15 protein-coding genes are annotated in these 21,245 nt (G+C 32.6%); 3 read left to right on the top strand and 12 right to left on the bottom strand.

All coding sequences use genetic code 11. The features are described from left to right. Positions 1-16: 16 nt before the first annotated feature. The 12 genes from CLU81_RS14805 to CLU81_RS14745 form a co-directional block, all read right to left on the bottom strand. Positions 17-2,890: an alpha-amylase family glycosyl hydrolase gene (locus CLU81_RS14805; RefSeq protein ID WP_099710513.1), complete on the bottom strand. Its 2,874-nt coding sequence runs from the start codon at positions 2,888-2,890 to the stop codon at positions 17-19. Between the two features lie 222 nt (positions 2,891-3,112). Continuing rightward, entirely contained in the window at positions 3,113-4,411 is a 1,299-nt protein-coding gene (locus CLU81_RS14800) for an HlyD family secretion protein (RefSeq protein WP_099710512.1), read from the bottom strand. A gap of 22 nt (positions 4,412-4,433) precedes the next feature. Beyond that, positions 4,434-6,623: a peptidase domain-containing ABC transporter gene (locus CLU81_RS14795; protein ID WP_099712771.1), complete on the bottom strand. Its 2,190-nt coding sequence runs from the start codon at positions 6,621-6,623 to the stop codon at positions 4,434-4,436. 2 nt (positions 6,624-6,625) lie between these two features. Beyond that, positions 6,626-8,215, bottom strand: a complete 1,590-nt coding sequence (locus CLU81_RS14790; RefSeq protein WP_099710511.1) for a vitamin K epoxide reductase family protein — start codon at positions 8,213-8,215, stop codon at positions 6,626-6,628. After that, entirely contained in the window at positions 8,212-9,594 is a 1,383-nt protein-coding gene (locus tag CLU81_RS14785) for a DUF6734 family protein (RefSeq protein ID WP_099710510.1), read from the bottom strand. Before CLU81_RS14785 ends, CLU81_RS14790 begins: the two co-directional genes overlap by 4 nt. 5 nt (positions 9,595-9,599) lie before the next feature. After that, positions 9,600-9,842, bottom strand: a complete 243-nt coding sequence (locus CLU81_RS14780; RefSeq protein ID WP_144444506.1) for a hypothetical protein — start codon at positions 9,840-9,842, stop codon at positions 9,600-9,602. A 35-nt stretch (positions 9,843-9,877) separates the two neighbouring features. Next, positions 9,878-10,768 carry a DUF6625 family protein gene (locus CLU81_RS14775; protein WP_099710508.1) on the bottom strand — a complete coding sequence of 297 codons (891 nt, stop codon included), beginning with the start codon at positions 10,766-10,768 and terminating at the stop codon, positions 9,878-9,880. A gap of 126 nt (positions 10,769-10,894) precedes the next feature. Beyond that, positions 10,895-11,095 (bottom strand): hypothetical protein, encoded by a 201-nt coding sequence (locus CLU81_RS14770; RefSeq protein ID WP_121327290.1) that lies wholly within the window; start codon positions 11,093-11,095, stop codon positions 10,895-10,897. 97 nt (positions 11,096-11,192) lie between these two features. Further along, the gene (locus CLU81_RS14765) at positions 11,193-11,393 is read right to left on the bottom strand and encodes a hypothetical protein (RefSeq protein ID WP_099710506.1); all 201 of its coding nucleotides are present in this window, start codon (positions 11,391-11,393) and stop codon (positions 11,193-11,195) included. A gap of 642 nt (positions 11,394-12,035) precedes the next feature. After that, entirely contained in the window at positions 12,036-12,851 is an 816-nt protein-coding gene (locus tag CLU81_RS14755; RefSeq protein WP_099710504.1) for a SusE domain-containing protein, read from the bottom strand. 24 nt (positions 12,852-12,875) lie between these two features. Beyond that, positions 12,876-14,483, bottom strand: coding sequence for a RagB/SusD family nutrient uptake outer membrane protein (locus tag CLU81_RS14750; protein WP_099710503.1), 1,608 nt, complete (start codon positions 14,481-14,483; stop codon positions 12,876-12,878). Between the two features lie 36 nt (positions 14,484-14,519). Then, positions 14,520-17,501: a TonB-dependent receptor gene (locus CLU81_RS14745; protein WP_099710502.1), complete on the bottom strand. Its 2,982-nt coding sequence runs from the start codon at positions 17,499-17,501 to the stop codon at positions 14,520-14,522. Positions 17,502-17,737: 236 nt separating this feature from the next. Between CLU81_RS14745 and CLU81_RS14740 the strand changes: the two genes are divergently transcribed. The 3 genes from CLU81_RS14740 (at position 17,738) to pgmB (ending at position 21,119) form a co-directional block, all read left to right on the top strand. Further along, entirely contained in the window at positions 17,738-18,769 is a 1,032-nt protein-coding gene (locus CLU81_RS14740) for a LacI family DNA-binding transcriptional regulator (RefSeq protein ID WP_099710501.1), read from the top strand. A gap of 180 nt (positions 18,770-18,949) precedes the next feature. Next, positions 18,950-20,470, top strand: a complete 1,521-nt coding sequence (locus CLU81_RS14735) for an MFS transporter (protein ID WP_099710500.1) — start codon at positions 18,950-18,952, stop codon at positions 20,468-20,470. Next, the gene (pgmB, locus tag CLU81_RS14730) at positions 20,463-21,119 is read left to right on the top strand and encodes a beta-phosphoglucomutase (RefSeq protein ID WP_099710499.1); all 657 of its coding nucleotides are present in this window, start codon (positions 20,463-20,465) and stop codon (positions 21,117-21,119) included. The genes CLU81_RS14735 and pgmB overlap by 8 nt, the downstream gene beginning before the upstream one ends. The last annotated feature ends 126 nt before the right edge of the window (positions 21,120-21,245 follow it).

Genomic DNA, 21,245 nt, shown 5'->3' with positions numbered 1-21,245 from the left:
GATTATACTCTAAAAGTTATTTTTTAATAAACTTTGCTACTCGAACATTATCGTTCTCGTCAAAAGCTTTTACAATATATATTCCTGTTTTCAAATCGCTTACTCCAAACTGAAAATCTAAATTTCCATGTGTTGCAAAGCTTTTTACCAATTGACCTGAAATTGCATAAACCTGAACTTTGGTTGTTGCAATATCTAAAGTAAAGTAGTTCGCAACCGGATTTGGATACAGACTAACTAAATTTCCTTTTTCGAAATCTTCAATTGCTAAATTCGCTTGTTTGTTACCGTAAATTCTATATTCTCCAGCTGGAATACTTATAGTTGCATTTACATCCGTAACGACAATAGTTGTGTTATCCATTAAGTTAACCCAAGTTCCTGCATATGGAAAACCTGTCGCAATATTTTTTGCCGTAAGATCAAAATTAGCCAAGATCACAACGTCTTTTAATTGTGCCGAAGTCAGATTATCATTCTTGATTTTGATATTGATACTTAATGAATTTGGACTTGAAATAGTTGGAGTTCCTAAAAATACAGGTTCTGTAGTTTTAAGATTAATCATTTTTGCCCAATCATTATAAATCTTGCTTCTATTCGTGTTTCCTAACCAATTATTAACCCATTGAGGTTGTGGTTTTGTATCTAATTTACAATCTCCGGCAGCAGCATCATTATCTGTATTTACGGTGTTATTATTACAAGTAAAAATAGAACTGTCCCAACCTAGTTCTCCAAAATGCCAAATCATTTTTGGACCAGGAACTAATAACGAAACGGCACCAATTGCAGACATTCTTGATAAAGCTGTATTTAATGTTTTCACGTTATAAGATCCGCTTGTAGCTCCGTATTGAACATTTTTATACATCAAACGCTCTTCGTCATGACTTTCTGCATATCCCATTAATCTGTTTGCAGTAAAACCACGACTAGCACTTGCCATTCTGGAAATATCGCTATCAGTTGCGTATCCCATTGACAATTGATTGTATTGATTTGTCATTTTTCCCCACATCATAACTCCCTTACTAGGCGTTTCTGTAACTCTGTAATTTGCCCATTCTTTCTCTTCGGCATCAGTTCCTAAATGTTCAAAAATGGTATAATGTGTAGGATCAAGACTCCAGGAATAATCAGCATATTTCTTTAAGATATCTACTCTGTCTTGCTGATATCTGTTCGTACAAGCTTCGTCTGATGCTGTACAAGCTTGTGTAAATCCTTTGGTTAAATCCCAACGGAAACCATCAATTTTGTATTCTTCAATCCATTGTTTGATTACACGATCTACATAATTTTGTGTTTTTAGTGATTGGTGATTAAAATCTTCTCCAACACTATAAGTATGTTTTGCAACGGTATTAAAATAAGGATTCTCAGCTGTTGGCGAACCAAAACCGTCTCCATCAGGATCATTCATCCACATTCTAACCATAGGATTACGACCAAAAGCGTGATTTAAAGCAACGTCAAGAATCACCGCAATTCCATTTTCATGACATAAATCAATAAACTCTTTTAGCTTATCTGAAGTTCCGTAAAATTTATCCAAAGCCATATGAAATGAAGTATTATAACCCCAGCTTTCATTGCCTTCAAACTCCATAACCGGCATTAATTCGATTGCATTTATTTTAAGATTTTTAAAATAATCGATTCTGTCAATCAGACTTTGATAATTTTTATTGGCATCAAAATCACGAACCAAAACTTCATAAACTACTAATTTTTCTTTTGCAGGTTTTGTGAAATTTGTCACTTTCCAATTGTATGGAGTTTGTCCTGTTTTCAAAACCGTAACTTCAAAATTTTGTCCTGCCGGATAAGTCGGTATATTTGGATATGAAGCTGCAGGAATCCCAGAATCATCAAAAGGAGATAAAACTAAAGTTGAATATGGATCTGCTGTTTTTACCAATGAAGGTGAATTTGCAATTGGAGTAGATTCAACTACCCAATATTGATACGTATTATTTACGCCGGAAACTAAACCCGTTAATTCTAACCAGAATTTCCCCGAAGTTGGATCTTTTTTCATGGCATACGCCGATGAAGGCTGCCAATTGTTAAAACTTCCTGCAACGTAAACAAAGTCTTTTAATGGTGCATCAAGAACCAAAGTTGCTTTTGTAGCATCAGAAGCATTATAGTTAATTCCGTCAACTAAACCCGCAGGCATGTTTTCTAAAACTGTATTTGGATTTACAACAACCGAAAACTTTTTTGAGATTGTCGTTGTTCCCTGAGTTGCAATTAACTCATAACTTTGATTGGCTGTAATATTAGTTGCTGAATAAGAATAACTTGCTGTACTCGCATTTGTATTGATAACAGTTCCGTTAGCTTTCAAGGAATAACTTGCAACTCCGTTTGTATTTGTTGCAGCAATATTAAAACTTGCTCCCGAAGCTACAATTGTAGTACTATTTTCTGCCGGAGATGTTAATGTTACTTGAAAAGATCCTACTTCAACCAGAATATCTTGTGACTTTTTATCGCCGGTTCCATTTTTTGCTTTAACCAAAAATCCAATTTTACCAATTCCTGTTATATTATAATAGGTTGTTGGCGTAATTGTTTTTGTATAAGTATCGGAAGCTGAGTTGTATGTAAATTTACTCGCATCGCTGGATGCATCCCAACCACCATTATTTGGAGTACCTTTTTGAGTGGTATCATTGGTATCAAAAGCCCATGCCCACAAATAAAGTGAGTTATCTGTAACTCCCCAAGCACTTTCATTGACACTGTTTCCATTAATTGTAATGGTAATTGCAGTAGTTTCTTCAAAAGTTGATGGACTTACACTGTAAGTAACCGTTTGTTGTTGCGCAAATGTAATTGCGGATAACAAAAGGAAAAATAAAAGTAAAGTTTTTTTCATAATTTAAGTAATGTATATTAAAGCAAAAAATGACATAATTAATAAAGGTATCCTATAAATCGTAAATCTACTATAGCGTTTTCGAAATGACATTTCGCAAACGTTGTAGTGTTAAAAACTTTATTCTAAAAATAGGATAATTACTTAAAAAAGGATATTTTTCAGACAAAAACGAATTCCTAAATTCACTCTTTTACATCTGTTTATTTGAAAAATAGTTATTTATCTTTGAACTAATTTTCTGAATTGATAAAAAACTCGCTCAATCAAGCGCATTTCTTCAGTGATAATATCTGCGGAACCAGTTAATTCTTTATCAAATTTTATCTCTTTGCCATAAGTCGTTTTTAGTCCTTTTGGCATTGCGACTTCGATAAAATAATTCCCGTCTTTATCTGTTATTGTTGACATCGACTGAACGCGTCCTTCAAGCATTCCATATTCCTGATATGGGAAATTATCCAGCTTGATTAATACTTTTTGATTGATCTGAATTTTACCTGAATTCTGCAAAGGCACTTTTAGATTTCCCAAGTATTCTCCTTGATTTTCGGGTAATATTGTTGCAAATAAATCTCCGGTTTTTATAAGTTGATTTTCTTTCCAAGAATTCTGAAATCTAAAAGTTCCGTCGTAAGTTGCCACAAACAAATAGTTTTGTTTCCAAACATGGATACTTTTTTTCAATTCGTCTAATGCCTGAAACAAAGAACTTAAAGTAGTAACATCTGCTTTTTCTTGCGAAATCTGGCTTGCTACAACTTGTTTTCTAGCTTGATTTATAGCTTCTTTTTGTTGTGAAATTGCCGAATTCGTCTGATCATAACTTTGTTTAGCCTGCAGATTATTTCCTTTTTGAATGTCTAAATCATATTTCGAAATCACACCTTTCTCAAATAATTGCAAAGATCTTTTGTATTGAACATCGCTTAAATTCAGCTTTATTTTTTCCAATTTTTGCTGTTCATATAAAGACGCTAATCTATTTGCGTTTTCTGTTTGCGAGCTTTTGCCCACATTTATTTCTTCTGAATAAGGATGAAGTTTCTGATTGAGTTCATTCTCAATATACGCTTTATGAAACTGACTAAACGAAGATTGAATATCACCTAACTCTAAATTATTCATTTCCTTAAAGGGAAAATAAAACGTTTGATAATTAGAAGAAATTGAGGCTACAATTTTGTCCAGTTTTAAAACATCTTCAAAATTTGCTGTACTTTCTAAAATTGCGACTATGGTTTCTTTTTTAACTTTTGAAGAGTTAGAAACACATAGCTTGACAATTCTGGAATTTACTTTAGATTCCAATCGCTCCGGCGGATAATTTGACGTAACTACCGCTTTTGCTGCTATTATATCAGGATATTTTACAAACCAACAACCAATAACAAACACTACTATTAGTACAAAAATGATGGAAATCCCATAACGAACAATCCACGCAGGCGGATTTGACAGTACTTCCTGAACTGATTCAGAGCGTAATTCTATATCGTCTAAAACATTTTTTGATGCCATTTGATTTAATTTAACGGAGCTTTTAATTCCCTAATTCTAATTGATTTTTAACTAATTCGTAGTAGTTTTTCTGAGCCTGAACAAGTTCTTTATGCGTTCCTATTTCGACGATTTTTCCTTTTTCAAGAACCACAATCTGGTCTGCATTTTTTACTGTAGATAATCTATGCGCGATAATAATTGCCGTTTTACCAACCAAAAATTGATTCAGATTTTCCATGATTACCTTTTCATTATTTGCATCTAAAGAAGAAGTTGCTTCATCAAAAAACAAATAATCCGGGTTTTTATAAACTGCTCTGGCAATCAAAAGCCGCTGCTTTTGTCCTCCGGAAATTCCGGTTCCTTCGTTTCCAATTTGTGTATTATAAGACAATGGCAAACTTTCGATAAAATCTTTAATATTGGCGGTTTCAATAGCATGTAGAAGTCTTTTTTTATCTACATAATCATCACCTACCGCAATATTATTGGCAATTGTATCATTAAAAATAAATCCATCCTGCATTACAACTCCGCATTTTCCTCTCCAGGCACTTGGCGAAATAGTATTGAATTTCATATTCTCAAGAAGAATCTCACCCATATTAGGTTCATAAAATTTCATCAGAAGTTTTAGCAAAGTTGTTTTCCCGCTTCCACTGGTTCCTACAATAGCAGTGGTCTTTTGCTTGGGTATAAATAAGTTTAAATCTTCCAGAACATAATTAGGATTTCCGGTGTATCTAAAAGATAAATTCTTAATACTGATATTTGAATGTCCTAAATCATGGATCTTAGGATTCAATAAATCTTCTTCATCTTCTTTATCATGAATTTCGCCCAGACGCTCTAAACTTATCTTGGCATCCTGAAGCGAGCGTACAAAACTTACCATTTGCATTAACGGGTTATTTAGCTGCCCAATAATGTATTGAACAGACATCATCATTCCTAGTGTCAATTCTCCTTTGACAACTAAGGTTGCCGAAAAAAAAGTAATCAGTAAATCTTTAAGATGATTAATAAAATTTGATCCTACAGATTGCCATTGTTCCAGCGTAAGCGATTGCATGTTGACTTTAAAAAGACGTATCTGGACAAATTCCCATCCCCAGCGTTTTTGTTTTTCGGCATTATGCATTTTAATTTCCTGCATTCCGTTTATAAGTTCCATGACTTTTGACTGTTCGTTTGAAACTTGCGAAAAACGCTTATAATCCAGTTCTTTTCGTTTTTTCAGAAAAAATAAAATCCACGCCAGATAAACGATACTGCCTACTAAAAACACCAAAAACAATTGAAGATTATAAAAAACCAGAACGAAGCTAAACACCACTAGATTTAGCAGTGAAAACATTACGTTGAGTGAGCTGCCGGTTAGCAATTGTTCAATTCTGCGGTTATCTCCTATTCGCTGCATTATATCGCCAGTCATACGGCTGTCAAAGTAACTAATTGGTAATTTCATGAGTTTTATAAAAAAATCAGAAACCAATGAAATATGAATTCTCGTGCTCAAATGCAGCATTATCCAGGAACGAAGGACTTCGATCGCTGTTTGACCGGCAAAAAGCATTAATTGAGCTAAAAGAATTAAATAAATAAAGTTTAAATCCTGAGTTTGAATCCCTACATCAACAATACTTTGGGTAAGAAACGGAAACAATAACGAAAATAAACTTGCGGCCGCTAATCCAACTATTAACTGAATTACTAAACCTTTATAACGAAACAGATATTTTGTTAAATAACTAAAACTTCTTTTAGAATTTTCGGCATCCCATTCGTTTTTGTAGAACTCCGGTGTTGGTTCTAATAAAAGTGCAATACCTTCTTCCGTTTTTTCATGTGCATTTTTGCCAATCCAGAACTTAATAAACTCTTCTTTAGAATATACTATTAATCCATGACTAGGATCAGATATATAAACTTTGTCTTGTTTCATTTTATAAACCACCACAAAATGTTGGTTATTCCAATGAACAATACAAGGTAAAGGCATTTCATTTTTTAAAGTTTCAAAATTGTTTTTTACGCCAAGAGTTCTAAATCCTAAGGCTTCTCCAGCATCGCTTAATCCCAGTAAACTACTGCCTTCACGAGTAGTTTCAGAAAGATTACGTATTTGCTGAAGTTCAATTACTTTTCCATAATATTTTGCGATAATTCGTAAACAAGTTGGGCCGCAATCCTTAGCATCGGGCTGTTTATAAAAAGGGAATGGTTTTATTTTCAAAGTACTGGGGTTTTCTCTTTTATTAAATTATCAATAAAAAAATTGAGTTCGTGGACTTCATACTCGTTTGGCAGCAGTTGCCCGTTTAAAATAATTGCAGGAGTGTGAAAAATTTTATTTTCAAGACACCAATGATATTGATGTTGTATTATTTCTGTTCCTATTTCAGATTGATCATTTATCCATCGTGATTTCCACATTTCAAAATCTATTCTATCTACGTGCCAATCATGCAATAACGCCATCACTTTGTCATGATCTCCGGAAAGATAATAGCCAACCGCCTGCTTATAAATAATATTATAGGGATTGTTTACATTCTCTGCGTTTATATTAAAAACAAGTTTTATTTTTAATTGCTCTGGATTTTTATTCCACAATTTTATTAGGTTTTGATAGACTTTGTGGCAATGTATACAAGAAGCACTAAGAACTGCATTGAGCTCAATTGGGGCATTATCCTGACCTATTACAATTGCTTCCATCTCTTCTAAAGTATATTGATTTATACTTTCGTCATTATTTGCCAATGCTTTAAAAACAGGATATTTTCGTTTGATTTGGTTGTATTTTACTTCGATAATTTTATTAACCAAACCTTGTTTTATCAATCTTTTAAATTCTAAAAAAGCAAAACTTGCCAATGCAAAAACAAACAAAAATGGAACGACTTTCTTTAAAACTGTCAAACTTAAGATTGCTGTATTAAAACCGTAAATTGAAACTAATAAAATCTGAAGTATTAATACAATTGCAATACCTAAACACAAAACACACCATTTTTTTACGATAAAATATTGAGTAAAAACGGAGTAAAACAACACGGGAATACTAAACAATGCTAACCAGCTATAAACAACAAAACTATCTGTAAATACTGTAAAAACAGAAAAAACTGCTAAAACAGAAAAGTAAATTAGTGATGCATCACTTAGCTTTAAATTGCCAAATATTTTTGCTCCTTTAGACGACAGTACTTCTTTGCAACTTGTTTTTTTTGACGCCTGACATATTCTTGAAACCGACACATCATTAAAACCTAAATCTTCTCTAACTAAAAAAACGCTGATCAATAATCCCGCAAAAGAGGTTAAGGCATAACTGATTGACAAAACCAGGTTTGATAAATTTATACTGTAAATCTGCAATAACGCAATGATGCAAATACCAAATAGAAACAAACGGATATTTTGAGAAAAGACATTATTTTCTATCTCATTATTTTCATTTTCTTCAATAGCCACAATCATTCCGTTCCATCCTTCAAAATATTCCGTTCTGGAAAGCTTTTGAATAAAACCATTTGCAAATTGAATTTCAAAATTCTGTCCTCTTTTTTTTGTGTAAACAATTTCATTTCCCGTATGGGTGCAAAAAACAGAAAGAAACGTTTCAGGCAAATTTATCAGCTCACTTTGATCTACTCTTGCCGCAATATTTTCGATATCATAATAATTGAATACATCAACAATTGCCACTAAACTTGGATAATCAGGATGTGATTCTAATTCAAATAATATTTTCTCTTCGAATTGATAATATTTATGTTCCTGAAGATATTTTTTTAAATAAAAAAAGTCTGTCATTTTGATGGAATTAAATCTGTTTCTTCAACCATTATTTTTAAAAAAAGTACTTTCTCCACTAGAAAAAATCGGATTCGATTCTGAATCAATTCAATAAAATCCTTTCTTCCGTGTTCGTCTACATCCTCTTCTAAATAAGCAGTCATATGAACAATAAGCTTGTCGTAAAGTATTGGTTTGTCTAATTCCTGTAAAATCAATTCATCAATTTCGTCTATGCTTAAACGCGACATCAGATCTCCCAATTCAGGTACAATAACAGATCTTAAATTTTCATTTAATTCTTCGTTGAAAACATCTCCTATTACAACCTCCGATAATTTTAATAATTCAAAAGCTCTGTTTTGAGCAATTAAATCATCAAATTCTTGTGGAAATTCTAACGCCATAAAATTTCTTCCTATAATATACTCACTTGAAAATTCTTGTTTTGTATTGAACGCATTTTGCAATTTGAATTCATTTTTCAAATCCAGATTTTTAGACGAATCAAAAGACATATCATAATGCGAAAAATGAGAAGGAAACAATTTTCTTAAGCGTTCAAAATATTGCGGATATTCTTTGATCACATAAGTTTCCAGATTATTGCAAATACTCACACTTTTTTTATAAGTCCCTAATAAATGCAGATAGCTTTTTTGATTAGGCACTTTGTCAAAATCTCCAAATCCTATATAATTATTATCATTTGGAGTGTCCGAAAACAAGCAATTAACTTTCTCAGAAGACTCTTTTACCATGTTATAAAACAATACTTGTTCAAAAAAAATATTGAAATTAAACCCGTTAATCGAATTCCAAACTGATTTATTATTATCCACAAAATCAGAAGAAATGGCTGCATATTTCTTGAAATAATCATAATTATTACCTCCTATTATACCCATATTGTAGGCATAATTATTATGATTATTAATATAATCTTTCATTTCATTGGGAACGAAAACTAAATTAGGATAGATATCCTTCCACATTTCTTCATAGTATTCGGTTGTAATTTCTAAATTCTGAGTAATAAAATCACCACTTAATAAATCATCCGAAAACTCTTTCCAAATAAATACATCTCCGTCAACATGCAAAAAAGGTTCATTTTGAAGACTATAAGTCTTAATTTTAGGCATTGCCCAAAGACTTTTATGATAATGATTGAGTTCATCCAAAACAACATGAACTTTATGATAAGGCAATTGTAGCTTATCTATTAATATTTCATATCCTTTTTGATCTGTATATAATTCTACTTTATAAAATTTAGCTAATTGATTAGCACTCAATATCCAGCTTAGCCAATTATGGGGTTCTGAAAGCCATCCATAATTTTCTGCTAATGGATCCGTCAGATTTTGCGACCAAAATGATTGAATTATTTTCATTAAATTTATGATTTGGAGTATTTAATTAAGTTTCCGTCAAGCAATACCTCGGAGAAACTATTTTTTTCATCTTTATAATATTGTTTGGTATGTGCATTAAAAAAATATTTAGCATGAAAAATCATTTTGATTAAATCAAACTGATTACCATTATCCTGATAACATACATAATTTTGTTCTTTATCATTTTTGCCAATAAAAATATCTCTATTCATATATGAATATTTGCCTTTTTCTATAGTTAGCATTGGTTTTATATTCAAAAATTTAGAACAAGACATATCTATCTCAAAAGAAATTTTTTAAGATTTGGCTTTATACTGTCCGTCCATTTGGCGGAGATATTGTAATTTGAATATTTTCTTATATTGTATTTATCAATGTAAAAGCAATCCGGTATTTTTTTCCATTTTTTCATATTCGAAAAAACGTTGTTCTTATAACTGCTAAAATGGTACAATAGAACTTCGTACTCATTTTTATAACTTAAAATCCCATTCTCCCATTTTATTTTTCCCGGTGTTCCTTCGATTATAAATAAATCAAAATGAACTCTGATATTATTTTGTTCTTTAGCTAAAACATGATGAATACTTTCTGTTTTTGTAGGCACATCCAGAATATTTATTCCTGAAATTACTTCGTCATAAGCTCCTCCACATTCATCAAAACAATAATTCTCATTTGATGTAAAAATGAGTTTATGATCTTTACTTTTTTTGAACAGATTATTTATAATCTCGTTGTTTCTAAAAAGCAAAAAATATCCGGACGGAAAAGAATCTTTGACCGAGATCACATCATAATTATCAAGTAAATCTTCTGTCATAAACTCTCTGATTCTCCCAAAAACAAGATCGATATCGCAAACGCCCCAAAAATCATAGCTCGAAATTTCCTCCTGAAAAATTACTCCAAAGGCTGGTTTAAAATCACAAATCTTATAGGCATTCGTAATCTTCACTTCCAGATTAAGCTTTTGTGAGGCAAGAGAATTAAAAGTTTCTAATGAAAATTTTATCATTTTCACATTTCCCGGAAGCACTCTCTTTTCTTCATCATTTGAGAAAACAATAAAGTCAACACTTGGATTGGATTCGCAGGATTTCAGGAAAAAATCAAAATACCACGGCAGTTTTCCCAGATAACAGTTTAGTAATACTATTTTATTCATGTGATGAGATTAAAAAACAGACTATACTATAATTTCACTTATAGCATAGTCTTTAATTTATTAGTTTTTTGAACTGTCTTTTTTTGTCAATTCAAAACACACTTTCTTTATTGAACAAAGAATAGTTTATACGCAAATTCCGTTATAAATATCTCCTGAATATTCTGGTTTAGGAACACATCTTAAAGCCGGAGCACAATTAAAAATTCCATGATTTAGATAACAGTGACTTCCTGCTGGCGCTCCGCAACCAGAACCACCTTGGATCATTCTCATTTCATCTCTTTTTAAACCTTCACTAATATTTTTTAAACTAATCTTTTTCATTTTAATAAATTTTAAGTTTTTTGTTTGTCTACTCATTAGCTTTTCGACTTCCGCTTTTTGGTTATTTAAAAACACATGTTTACTTTAAAACAATAATTTAAGAACAAACTGCTGTAAATGTATCTCCGGGAAATAATGGCTTAGAAACGCATCTTAAAGGAGCAGCGCAATTAAACACCGGGCTTCCAGTAATACAAGGACCACCTAAACCACATCCGCAGCCAGATCCACCTTGTATCATTCGCATTTCTTCTCTTTTCATTCCTTCATGAATATTCTTCAAACTAATTTTTTTCATTTTTAATGAGTTAAAGTAGCCTACTCATTAGCTTTTCGGCTTCCGCTTTTTGTTCTCCAAAATCCTATTTTTAAGACATCAATTTCTATTTCGGTCCTAGTTGCGCAACTAGTTTTACAGCCTTTTTATTCGCATTTGCAACTACAAATTAATCAGGCTGTTAAATATCAAAATATCATATTTCTCTTAAAAATATAAAAAATACGTTATCAAATTACCTTACATTTTTTTAAAGCTCAACTACAACGTTATACTGTTAACAAATAATTAAAATGACAATTAAATATGATTTTTTTTACTCATTAAAAAATTTTACACCAACAATTATACATTTTTATCAATTTTAAAAACTCCTTTACTCTTCAAGTATAAACCAAAAATTACAAGACAATAAATCGCATTATATAGTATAAAATGAGTCTCTAATTTGTTACCAATACTATATGGTTTTGCATATAATTTTATGGAATTAAAAAGTTCAGCGTACAAAAAAGGGCTGTCTTTATAGACAGCCCTTTCGACAGATTTATACCATATTTTAGCAATCTGAAACAACAATCATTTCATAAAAAACTTTGCTGTTTTTCTGCAAATAAAAAAGGCTATCCTAAGATAGCCTTTTCAATTTATTGTATATTAGAGTTAGTCTAAAGTTATAGTTTTTGCTCCGTTATCAATTTTTAAAACTCTTGGTCCTGTTGGTCCAGTATATTTAAAGTTACTATCACCATCACCGGCATTTACCAATTCTGAATCGATTGTGTATCCTAAACCTGAATAGTAAGTATAGTTACGACTTGCATCCCAGTTACCGTTACTTGTGAAATTATTTCCTAAGAATTCTCTAAATGCTTCTCCACTTTTAAGAACAACAGTTACTTGGTAAACATCAGTTTTACCAACTACTAGAGGGAATTCTGTTTCAGCATCTCCATCCCAAGTCCATCCACCTGGCGTAGCTGCACCAACTAACCAGTGAGAACTTGCTAATGGCGTGTGATAAGGAGTAGCTTTGAAAGTATGAGAATTAGAATATTGCGCTTCTGCACCAATACCAACAGTAGCTTTAATACGAATATCAACACTATTTTCTTCTTTTTCAATAAATCCACCATTAACCAAAGCTGAATTTAGCTCTGCTACTGTCAATGCTCTGAAGCGCGCAGTAGTTGTAGTTACTGCAGTAGGAGATGCAAATTTAGTTCCTGCTTTAGCGATTTCAATTGTGTAGTTTACAACTGTTTGAGTACCATCATATTTAGCATCATCCCAAATTACTGTTGTAGCAATTTCTTTTTCATTTTCTTTTGAAAGAACAATGTTAAAGCTATTTTCAGGTGTAAGCAAAACTGGTGCTGTAACCGGCTGTATTACTGGTCTGTTTTCTACGTCATCTGCATTACATGATACTGCTAAAACACCAATGAATGCGATTAAAATTTTATATATATTTTTCATTTTATTATTATTTTATAAGGTTAGTTAGTATCCTGGATTTTGTTTTAAAGTTGGATTTGCCTGAATTGCTGTCGAAGGAATTGGCATTAAGTCTCTGTAAGACTCTGTACCACTACCGTTTTTAACGCCACCTTTCCATTGCCAGATTTTAGATCCTCCTGTGAATTTTCCAAAACGAATCAAATCTGTTCTTCTATGACATTCCCAGAACAATTCTCTTGCTCTTTCATCTAAAATAAAATCAAGAGTTAAATCAGTAGCTGTGATAACACCTGCACCAGCTCTTGCTCTAATTTTATTTACTAATTCAACTGATGTAGCAATATTTCCTGTTGCTGCACCTCTTAACGTTGCTTCTGCATACATTAAATATACATCTGATAATCTAAACAATGGAAAATCAGTATCAGGAATATCATTTCTTTGTGCTGCAGTACCATCTGAGTTTACATTAGTAAACTTCGTAACAGCATATCCATTTGTAAACACTCCAAAATCAGCAATGTCTAAAGATTGTCCATTAGTATAAAAAGTTCCTCTTTTATCACTAGTCGCAGTTACATCTGGAAATAATTTAACAAATTCTTGTCTAGTTCTAATACCAGCCCAACCACCATTCATTCCTTGATCAGCAGCATTCATACTACCTCCAATAGAAGCATGAAGGATAAAACTCATACCTCCACCAGTAGCTCTAATAGCATTACCATCTCCTATAACAGGGAAAATAACTTCATCCTGAGCACCATTTCTGTCATTATTAGCAGAAAATAAATAACGGTAAGGAACATCAGCAAATTTATAAGCTGAACCTGTAATGATGTCATTACATAAAACTGCAGCTTCATTATTTTTATCTACTCCTGTATATACTTTAGAATTTAAATAAATCTGTGCTAGTAAAAATTTCGCAGCAGTTTTATCAATTCTACCATATTCATTAGCTTTTGAAGCTTTTAAACCAGCATCAATATCTTTCAATTCTGATTCAATAAAAGCAAAAACCTGAGCTCTTGTTTTTTGTTCCGGGAAATAGTATCCAACAGGATCATTTTCTGTAGTAATTGGCACATTTCCAAACAAATCCATTAAATTATAGTATGAATAAGCTCTTAAAAAACGTACTTCAGCTCTAAATGTAGCAATCTCAGCTTTTAAGTTTGCATCAACATTTCTTTCCGCTAATTTTTCATCTGTAGTTTGTCTTAAAAACTCATTAGACACACTAATTTCATAAAATGCTCTAGAGAAAATTCCGTATAAAAACTGGTTACTAGGGCTCCATGTTTGTCCATTTAATGCTGGCAAACCATCATCACTCCAAGCTACAATTGCTTCATCTGTAGTAAATTCCTGCGTTACAAACATTAAACGTAAATAACTACTAAAATCACCTCCCAAACCAGCAATATCAGGAGTACCATCTCCATCATTACCTCCTACATACAAACCTGCGTATAACTTTGCCAATACTTGTTTGTATGAAGCCGGATCCTGAAAAAAGGTATCAGAAAGAAACTCATCATCATCCTTTGGCGTCACATCTAAGTCGCTCGTACACGAAGTAAGCGTCATACTTAATCCTAAAATGAATAGGAGAAAATAAGATATATATTTAAATGATATTTTCATTTTGTTTATTTTTAAAATTTAATTTTCAATGTACTATTAGAAATTCGCATTTACTCCAAACAAGAATGTTCTCGCACGTGGATAAACATTGTTGTCGATTCCGTTGAATTTCTCAGGATCTAAACCTTTATATTTTGTAATAACAAAAACATTTTGAACTCCTGCTGTAAATCTCAATGAAGCAGCTTTTAGTAATGTTTTATCAAAAGTATATCCTACTACCAAATTATCTAATTTGATAAAAGAAGCATCTTTTACAAAATAATCAGAGTAGTTACGTTGTGTTCCGTTCGAGTTATTTTCAGTTGAAAATCCTGTATTATAATAATCTGAACTGATGTTAGATAAATCAGATTGTCTTCTTAGACCTGCTTCTAAATACCCTTTGTCAGAGCTTATGTTATCATAAATATAGTTTCCTAAACTTCCTCTCCAGTTCATTGTAAAATCGAATTTTTTATAATTCAAAGTAGTATATAATCCAAAAGTATAATCTGCTGTTGGTTTATGAAATTTGTAACGATCGGCATCTGTAATAGCACCATCTCCATTTCTGTCTGCGTATGCACCCTGAATTGGTCTTTTGTTTGCATCATATAATTGCTCAAATACGAAAAATGAATTTGGAGCAAATCCTTCAGAATGAATCAACACTTGGTTTCCAGAACCTCCGGCAATAACATCTCCTGTAATATATCCTTGAAACCCAGGAACAGTAACTCCTAAATCAGAAATTTTCTGATCTATATAAGTTGCATTAACAGCTACATTCCAAGTTAATTGATCTGTTTTAATAATATCAGATTGAAGATTAAACTCCACACCTTTTGTTCTTACACTACCAATATTGTTATATCCTTTATTTCTAATATTAGCTCCGTCAGGAACAGGAATATCAGCCAAAAGGTCACTTGATTTTTTATCAAAATAGTTAACAGTACCTGTAATTCTATCATTAAGGAAACCAAAATCAACTCCTACGTTTGACTCAGCCAAATCTTCCCATTTAATATTTGGGTTATATCCTTCAGGTCTTGCCGCTTTGTAAACAACTCCGTTAAAAAGATATTGCGTATTGATTGTTCCTAAAGTTACTCTTCGTAAATAATCGTACTGAGGCGGAATATCCTGTTGTCCTGTTGTTCCGTAACCAACTCTTAATTTCAAACTAGATAAAGTCGAATTACCTTTTAAGAAATCTTCCTGAGCAACATTCCATGCAAAAGCAGCTCCTCCAAAATTACCCCATCTGTTATCTTCAGAAAAACGTGAAGTTCCGTCTCTTCTATAGTTTAAAGTCAATAAATATCTACTGTCATACCCTAAATTCAAACGACCAAAATAAGATTGTAAATTAACATCCGGATCAGTAGTAACATCTTCTTTAGGATTTGGTTCTCTGGTTTGTCCTGAATCATATCCAACTCTTTGAAACAACTGATAGTTATATCCTGCTGTAGCATCAATTTTAAACTTTCCTAAATCTTTAGTATAGTTAAAATAAGTATTTAAGTTTTTATTCTGACGACTGTCTGTATAATGTATATCTCCTCCTAAATTTACCCAATTACCTGAAGTAAATACGTTTGGCTGATATCCTAAAGCACTTTCATTACTTACTCTTGTATAACCATTACTATTAAATTTATCAATACCACCTTCAACAACGATTCTTAAATCTTCGAAGAAATGAAATTTATAATCTAATCTAATGTTACCCCATTTTCTGGTAGATGTAGCTCTACGATCGTCTTGATTTAATCTCGCAACTGGGTTTCTTGCTGGTAATAATGGTAAATTTCCGCTTGGTTCCAACCACTCAAAATATCCTCCATAACGAGAACCTGATTGATAAACAGATTGTGTTGGATCAAATCCGATAGCACTACCAATTACAGCACCTTCGTCTTGAAATTGATTTTTTCCAAAAGCTAAATTTCCACTAATATCAATTTTCAAGTGATTGTCAAACAATACAGGGTTTAACGATATCGATGTCGTAGTTCTTTCAAAAGAAGTGTTTCTTAAGATACCTGGATTATCAACATTTCCAACAGATAAACGCACCGGTAATTTGTTAAACAAAGCACCACTTACAGAGATATTATTGTTAGTAGTCAAAGCGGTATGAAAAATTTCATCCTGCCAATTTGTATTTGCTGTACCCAATAAAGCTTTTTGAGCAGCAGAACCTTTTTCGTTCACAACAGCACGAAATTGATCAGCACTTAAAACATCTACTGTATTAGCCACAGTATTTATACCAACCTGAGAGTTAAAGTTAACTTTCACGCCACCTTTAGTTCCTTTTTTAGTCGTAATAACAATTACACCATTTGCCGCTCTTGAACCATAAATTGCAGCTGCAGAAGCATCTTTCAAAACGGTAAAAGATTCGATATCATTTGGATCAATTGTAGACAAAATACTTGTAGATCCATTAGGAACAGCATTACTCATAGGAAGTCCATCAATTACAATTAATGGCTCATTTGAAGCACTTAACGAAGATCCTCCACGAATTCTAATATCTGCTTTAGCTCCCGGAGCACCACCTCCAACAACATTTACACCAGCAATACGTCCGCTGATTAAACTTTCCGGAGTTACGTTAATTCCTTTATTAAATTCTTTTGAAGAGATTTGAGAAACAGATCCTGTTGCGTCTTTTTTCTTAACAGTACCGTAACCTACCTGTACCACAACTTCTTTAAGTTGATTGTTATCTTCCTCTAAAGAAACGTTGAGTGTTTTTTGTCCGGTATACTCAATGGTTTCTGTTTTGTATCCAATAAAAGATACCGTAATTTTGTTACCATTTTTAACATTTGATAGTTGGTAATTACCATCAAATCCGGTTGATGCTCCACTTGGAGAACCCTGTACATTTACGTTTACTCCTGGTATTGGCTGACCTGTTGCTTTATCGACAACAGTCCCTTTTAAAGTGTTTTGAGCTAACACAGTAAACGGCAACAGTAGGAATAAAAATAACAACTTTTTGTAAATTGTTTTCATACTTTTTGTTTAAATTAGTTTGAGTTTTTGATTGTTAGTTAAGTTTTTAATTTTACTTCGAATTTCAAAATTAGGAATTTATTAACACGACCAACCAGTGACAATTTATATTGAGTTACGAAAACGTGGTAGTGTTGAAAACTTTCTATTTTTTGTAATCTTTTAAGTCAAAAATTGTCAATTATAAAAATATAAGATACCTTTATTAACAATTAGATTTTTTTCAAATAACCATTATGAAACGCAAAATAACCCTGAAACAGATTGCAAAAGAACTTGATGTATCTATTTCAACTGTCTCAAAATCACTACGAAACAGTCTGGAAATAGGAGAAGAAACGCGTCTGAAAGTGCAAGCTTTTGCAAAGTTTTACAACTATAAACCCAACAATATTGCCCTTAGTTTAAAAAATCGGAAAACCAAAAGTATCGGTATTATTATTCCGGAAATTGTACATTATTTTTTCTCTACTGTAATCAACGGAATCGAGCAAGTTGCTAACGAAAATGGGTATAGCGTTGTAATTTGTTTATCTGATGATTCATTCGATAAAGAAGTCCTGAATATGGAAATGTTGGCCAACGGAAGTATCGATGGTTTTATCATGTCACTCTCTAAAGAAACCCAATACAAAGGCGATTTTCATCACATTACCGAAGTTATTAATCAGGGAATGCCCGTTGTAATGTTCGACCGCGTTACCAATGATATTTTATGTGATAAAGTAATTATTGATGATAAAGCAGCTGCTTACGAAGCCGTTCAAAGTCTGATTGATAATGGCCGAAAAAAAATTGCTTTGGTTACCACTGTTGATTATGTAAGCGTTGGAAAATTGAGAACCGATGGTTACGAAAAAGCGCTTCTGGACAACGGATTACCATTCAATGAAGATTTAATTATAAAAATTGAAGATGTCGATACTTGCGAAATCACAATTAGTCAGCTTTTGCACGACAGAGCTTTTGATGCGGTTTTTGCTGTAAACGAGCTTTTTGCTGTAACAATTATCAAAACTGCATCAAAAATGGGACTTAAAGTTCCCGAAGATTTAGCAGTAATTGCTTTTACGGACGGAATTATCTCAAAATATTCAACGCCAAGTATTACAACCGTAAGCCAAAGTGGTGAAAAAATGGGAAATAAAGCGGCTAAAATGCTGATCGAAAGACTCGAAGCCGAACATGACGATGACGATGAAGAAAACGAAAATTATACCACCGAAGTTATCGAAACACATCTAATACAACGAGAATCTACTGACTAAAATTCTTAAAATCAACATATTCTAAAGTCATAAATAACATTTATGACTTTTTTGTTAGCATAAATAAAAAAATAATTAATACTTTTACGCCTGCTCAAAGCTTTTACTTTTACTTCGAAACCATAAGTAAGTTTTGATAAGCAAAGCGCTTATCGTCTAATTAATTATTTAATTACGATAATGGAAAAGCGTAAATTAAGTTTCTGGGAAATTTGGAACATGAGTTTCGGTTTCTTAGGAATACAGTTTGGTTTTGCACTGCAAAACGCAAATACTTCAAGAATTTTTGAAACCCTGGGCGCTAAAATTGACGAAATCCCGATTTTATGGATTGCAGCTCCCGTTTCAGGATTAATAATCCAACCCGTAATTGGCTACTTTAGCGATAGAACCTGGACTCGTTTAGGCAGACGTCGCCCCTATTTTTTAATTGGAGCCATTTTATCTTCAATCGCATTATTCATTATGCCCAACTCTCCAACTTTATGGATTGCAGCAGGAACTTTATGGATAATGGATGCATCGATAAACGTTTCAATGGAACCTTTTCGTGCCTTTGTTGGCGATAATTTACCCGAAAAACAACGCACTTTAGGCTTCGCGATGCAAAGTTTCTTTATTGGAACCGGCGCCGTTGTAGGTTCTGTTTTGCCTTATTTATTTACAAATGTTTTTGGCGTAAGCAATACAGCTCCGGAAGGAATTATTCCAGATTCCGTAAAATGGTCTTTCTATATTGGCGGAATCGTTTTTTTACTTTCCGTATTATGGACCGTTTTTAAAACCACAGAATATACACCCGAAGAACTTCATGCTTTTGAAGCACAAAGCAAAAAAGACAAAGAAGATCTTATCCTAAATCCGGAAACAGAATCTAAAAGCAACATCAAAAGACAATTGTCTATTGGGATATTATTGACCGTTATTGGAGCATTAGTTTCCTTTTTGATTTTCGAAAATAGTCTTGCCAAAGAACTTTATATTTTGTTTGTAGGTTTAATTTTCATGGGAGTTTTATTCATGATCGCTTCACAATTAAGAAATTCTCAAGTCAATAATGGTTTTACAATCATTATGACTGATTTATTGAATATGCCAACTACAATGAAAAAACTGGCTTGGGTTCAGTTTTTCTCTTGGTTTGCCTTATTTTCTATGTGGATTTATACAACGCAAGCCGTTACACAACACATTTTTGGCACAACAGATACTACTTCAAAAGTATATAATGATGCAGCAGACTGGGTTTCTGTATTGTTCACAGTTTATAACGGAATCGCCGCTGCAGTTGCCTTTTTACTACCAATTATTGCAAAAAAAGTAGGCGTTAGAGCAACACATTTAATCGCATTATGCGCTGGAGGTGTTGGTTTAATTTCGATTTATTTTATTGGTGATAAACAAATGCTAATACTTCCAATGTTGGGAGTTGGTATTGCCTGGGCAAGTATTTTATCAATGCCTTATGCCATGTTATCCGGTGCTTTACCGGCAGCAAAAATGGGTTATTATATGGGCGTTTTTAACTTTTTTGTCGTAATACCGCAAATTGTTGCCGCCACAATATTAGGTTTTGTAATCAAACAATTCTTTCATAACGAACCTATATACGCCTTAATTATCGGAGGAGTATCTATGATATTTGCCGGATTACTTACCCTTAGAGTAAATAGCAGAACTAAAATTGAAATTCATGAATAATAAAAAAGCATTCATCTTCGATCTTGATGGAGTGATCGTTGATACCGCTAAATACCACTTTTTAGCTTGGCAGAAAATTGCAAAAGCATTAAATATAAATTTTACACTCGAAAACAACGAATTACTAAAAGGAGTAAGCCGCGTGCGTTCGTTAGATATAATTCTTGAATTAGGAAATGTTCAGGCTTCACAAGAAGACAAAGACAAATGGTTAATTCAAAAAAATGAAGATTACTTATCTTATTTAGTTGACATGGACGAAAGCGAGATTCTTCCAGGAGTACTTAAAATTCTACAACTATTGAAAGAAAAAAACCAAGGAATTGCGTTAGGTTCAGCGAGTAAAAATGCCCGACCAATCCTTGAAAAAACAGGAATCCTTTCGTATTTCGATGTTATTGTTGACGGAAACGACGTTACCAATGCAAAACCAGATCCAGAAGTTTTCTTAAAAGCGGCTCAATTACTACATATTGACCAAAAAAACTCAATCGTATTTGAAGATTCAGTTGCCGGAATCCAAGCGGCAAACATAGGAGAAATGGTAAGTGTAGGAATTGGTGAGGAAACAATTTTACATGAAGCTGATTATATTTTTAAAGATTTTACCGAAATAAACACAGCGTTTATTGAGAAACTAATCAATTAGAAAATGCGCCAATTAGAAAATGAGATAATTCTCCAAACTTGAATTATCTGATTGGCTAATTTAAAATGTGGCAATTCGATAATTAGACAATTCAGGCAATCTCGAATTATCTAATTAAAGAACCCA

It is taken from the genome of Flavobacterium sp. 9 (genome assembly GCF_002754195.1).
Taxonomy (GTDB): Bacteria; Bacteroidota; Bacteroidia; order Flavobacteriales; family Flavobacteriaceae; genus Flavobacterium.
Note: the sequence above shows the minus strand (reverse complement) of the source record. Positions and strands in the feature narration are given on the sequence as shown.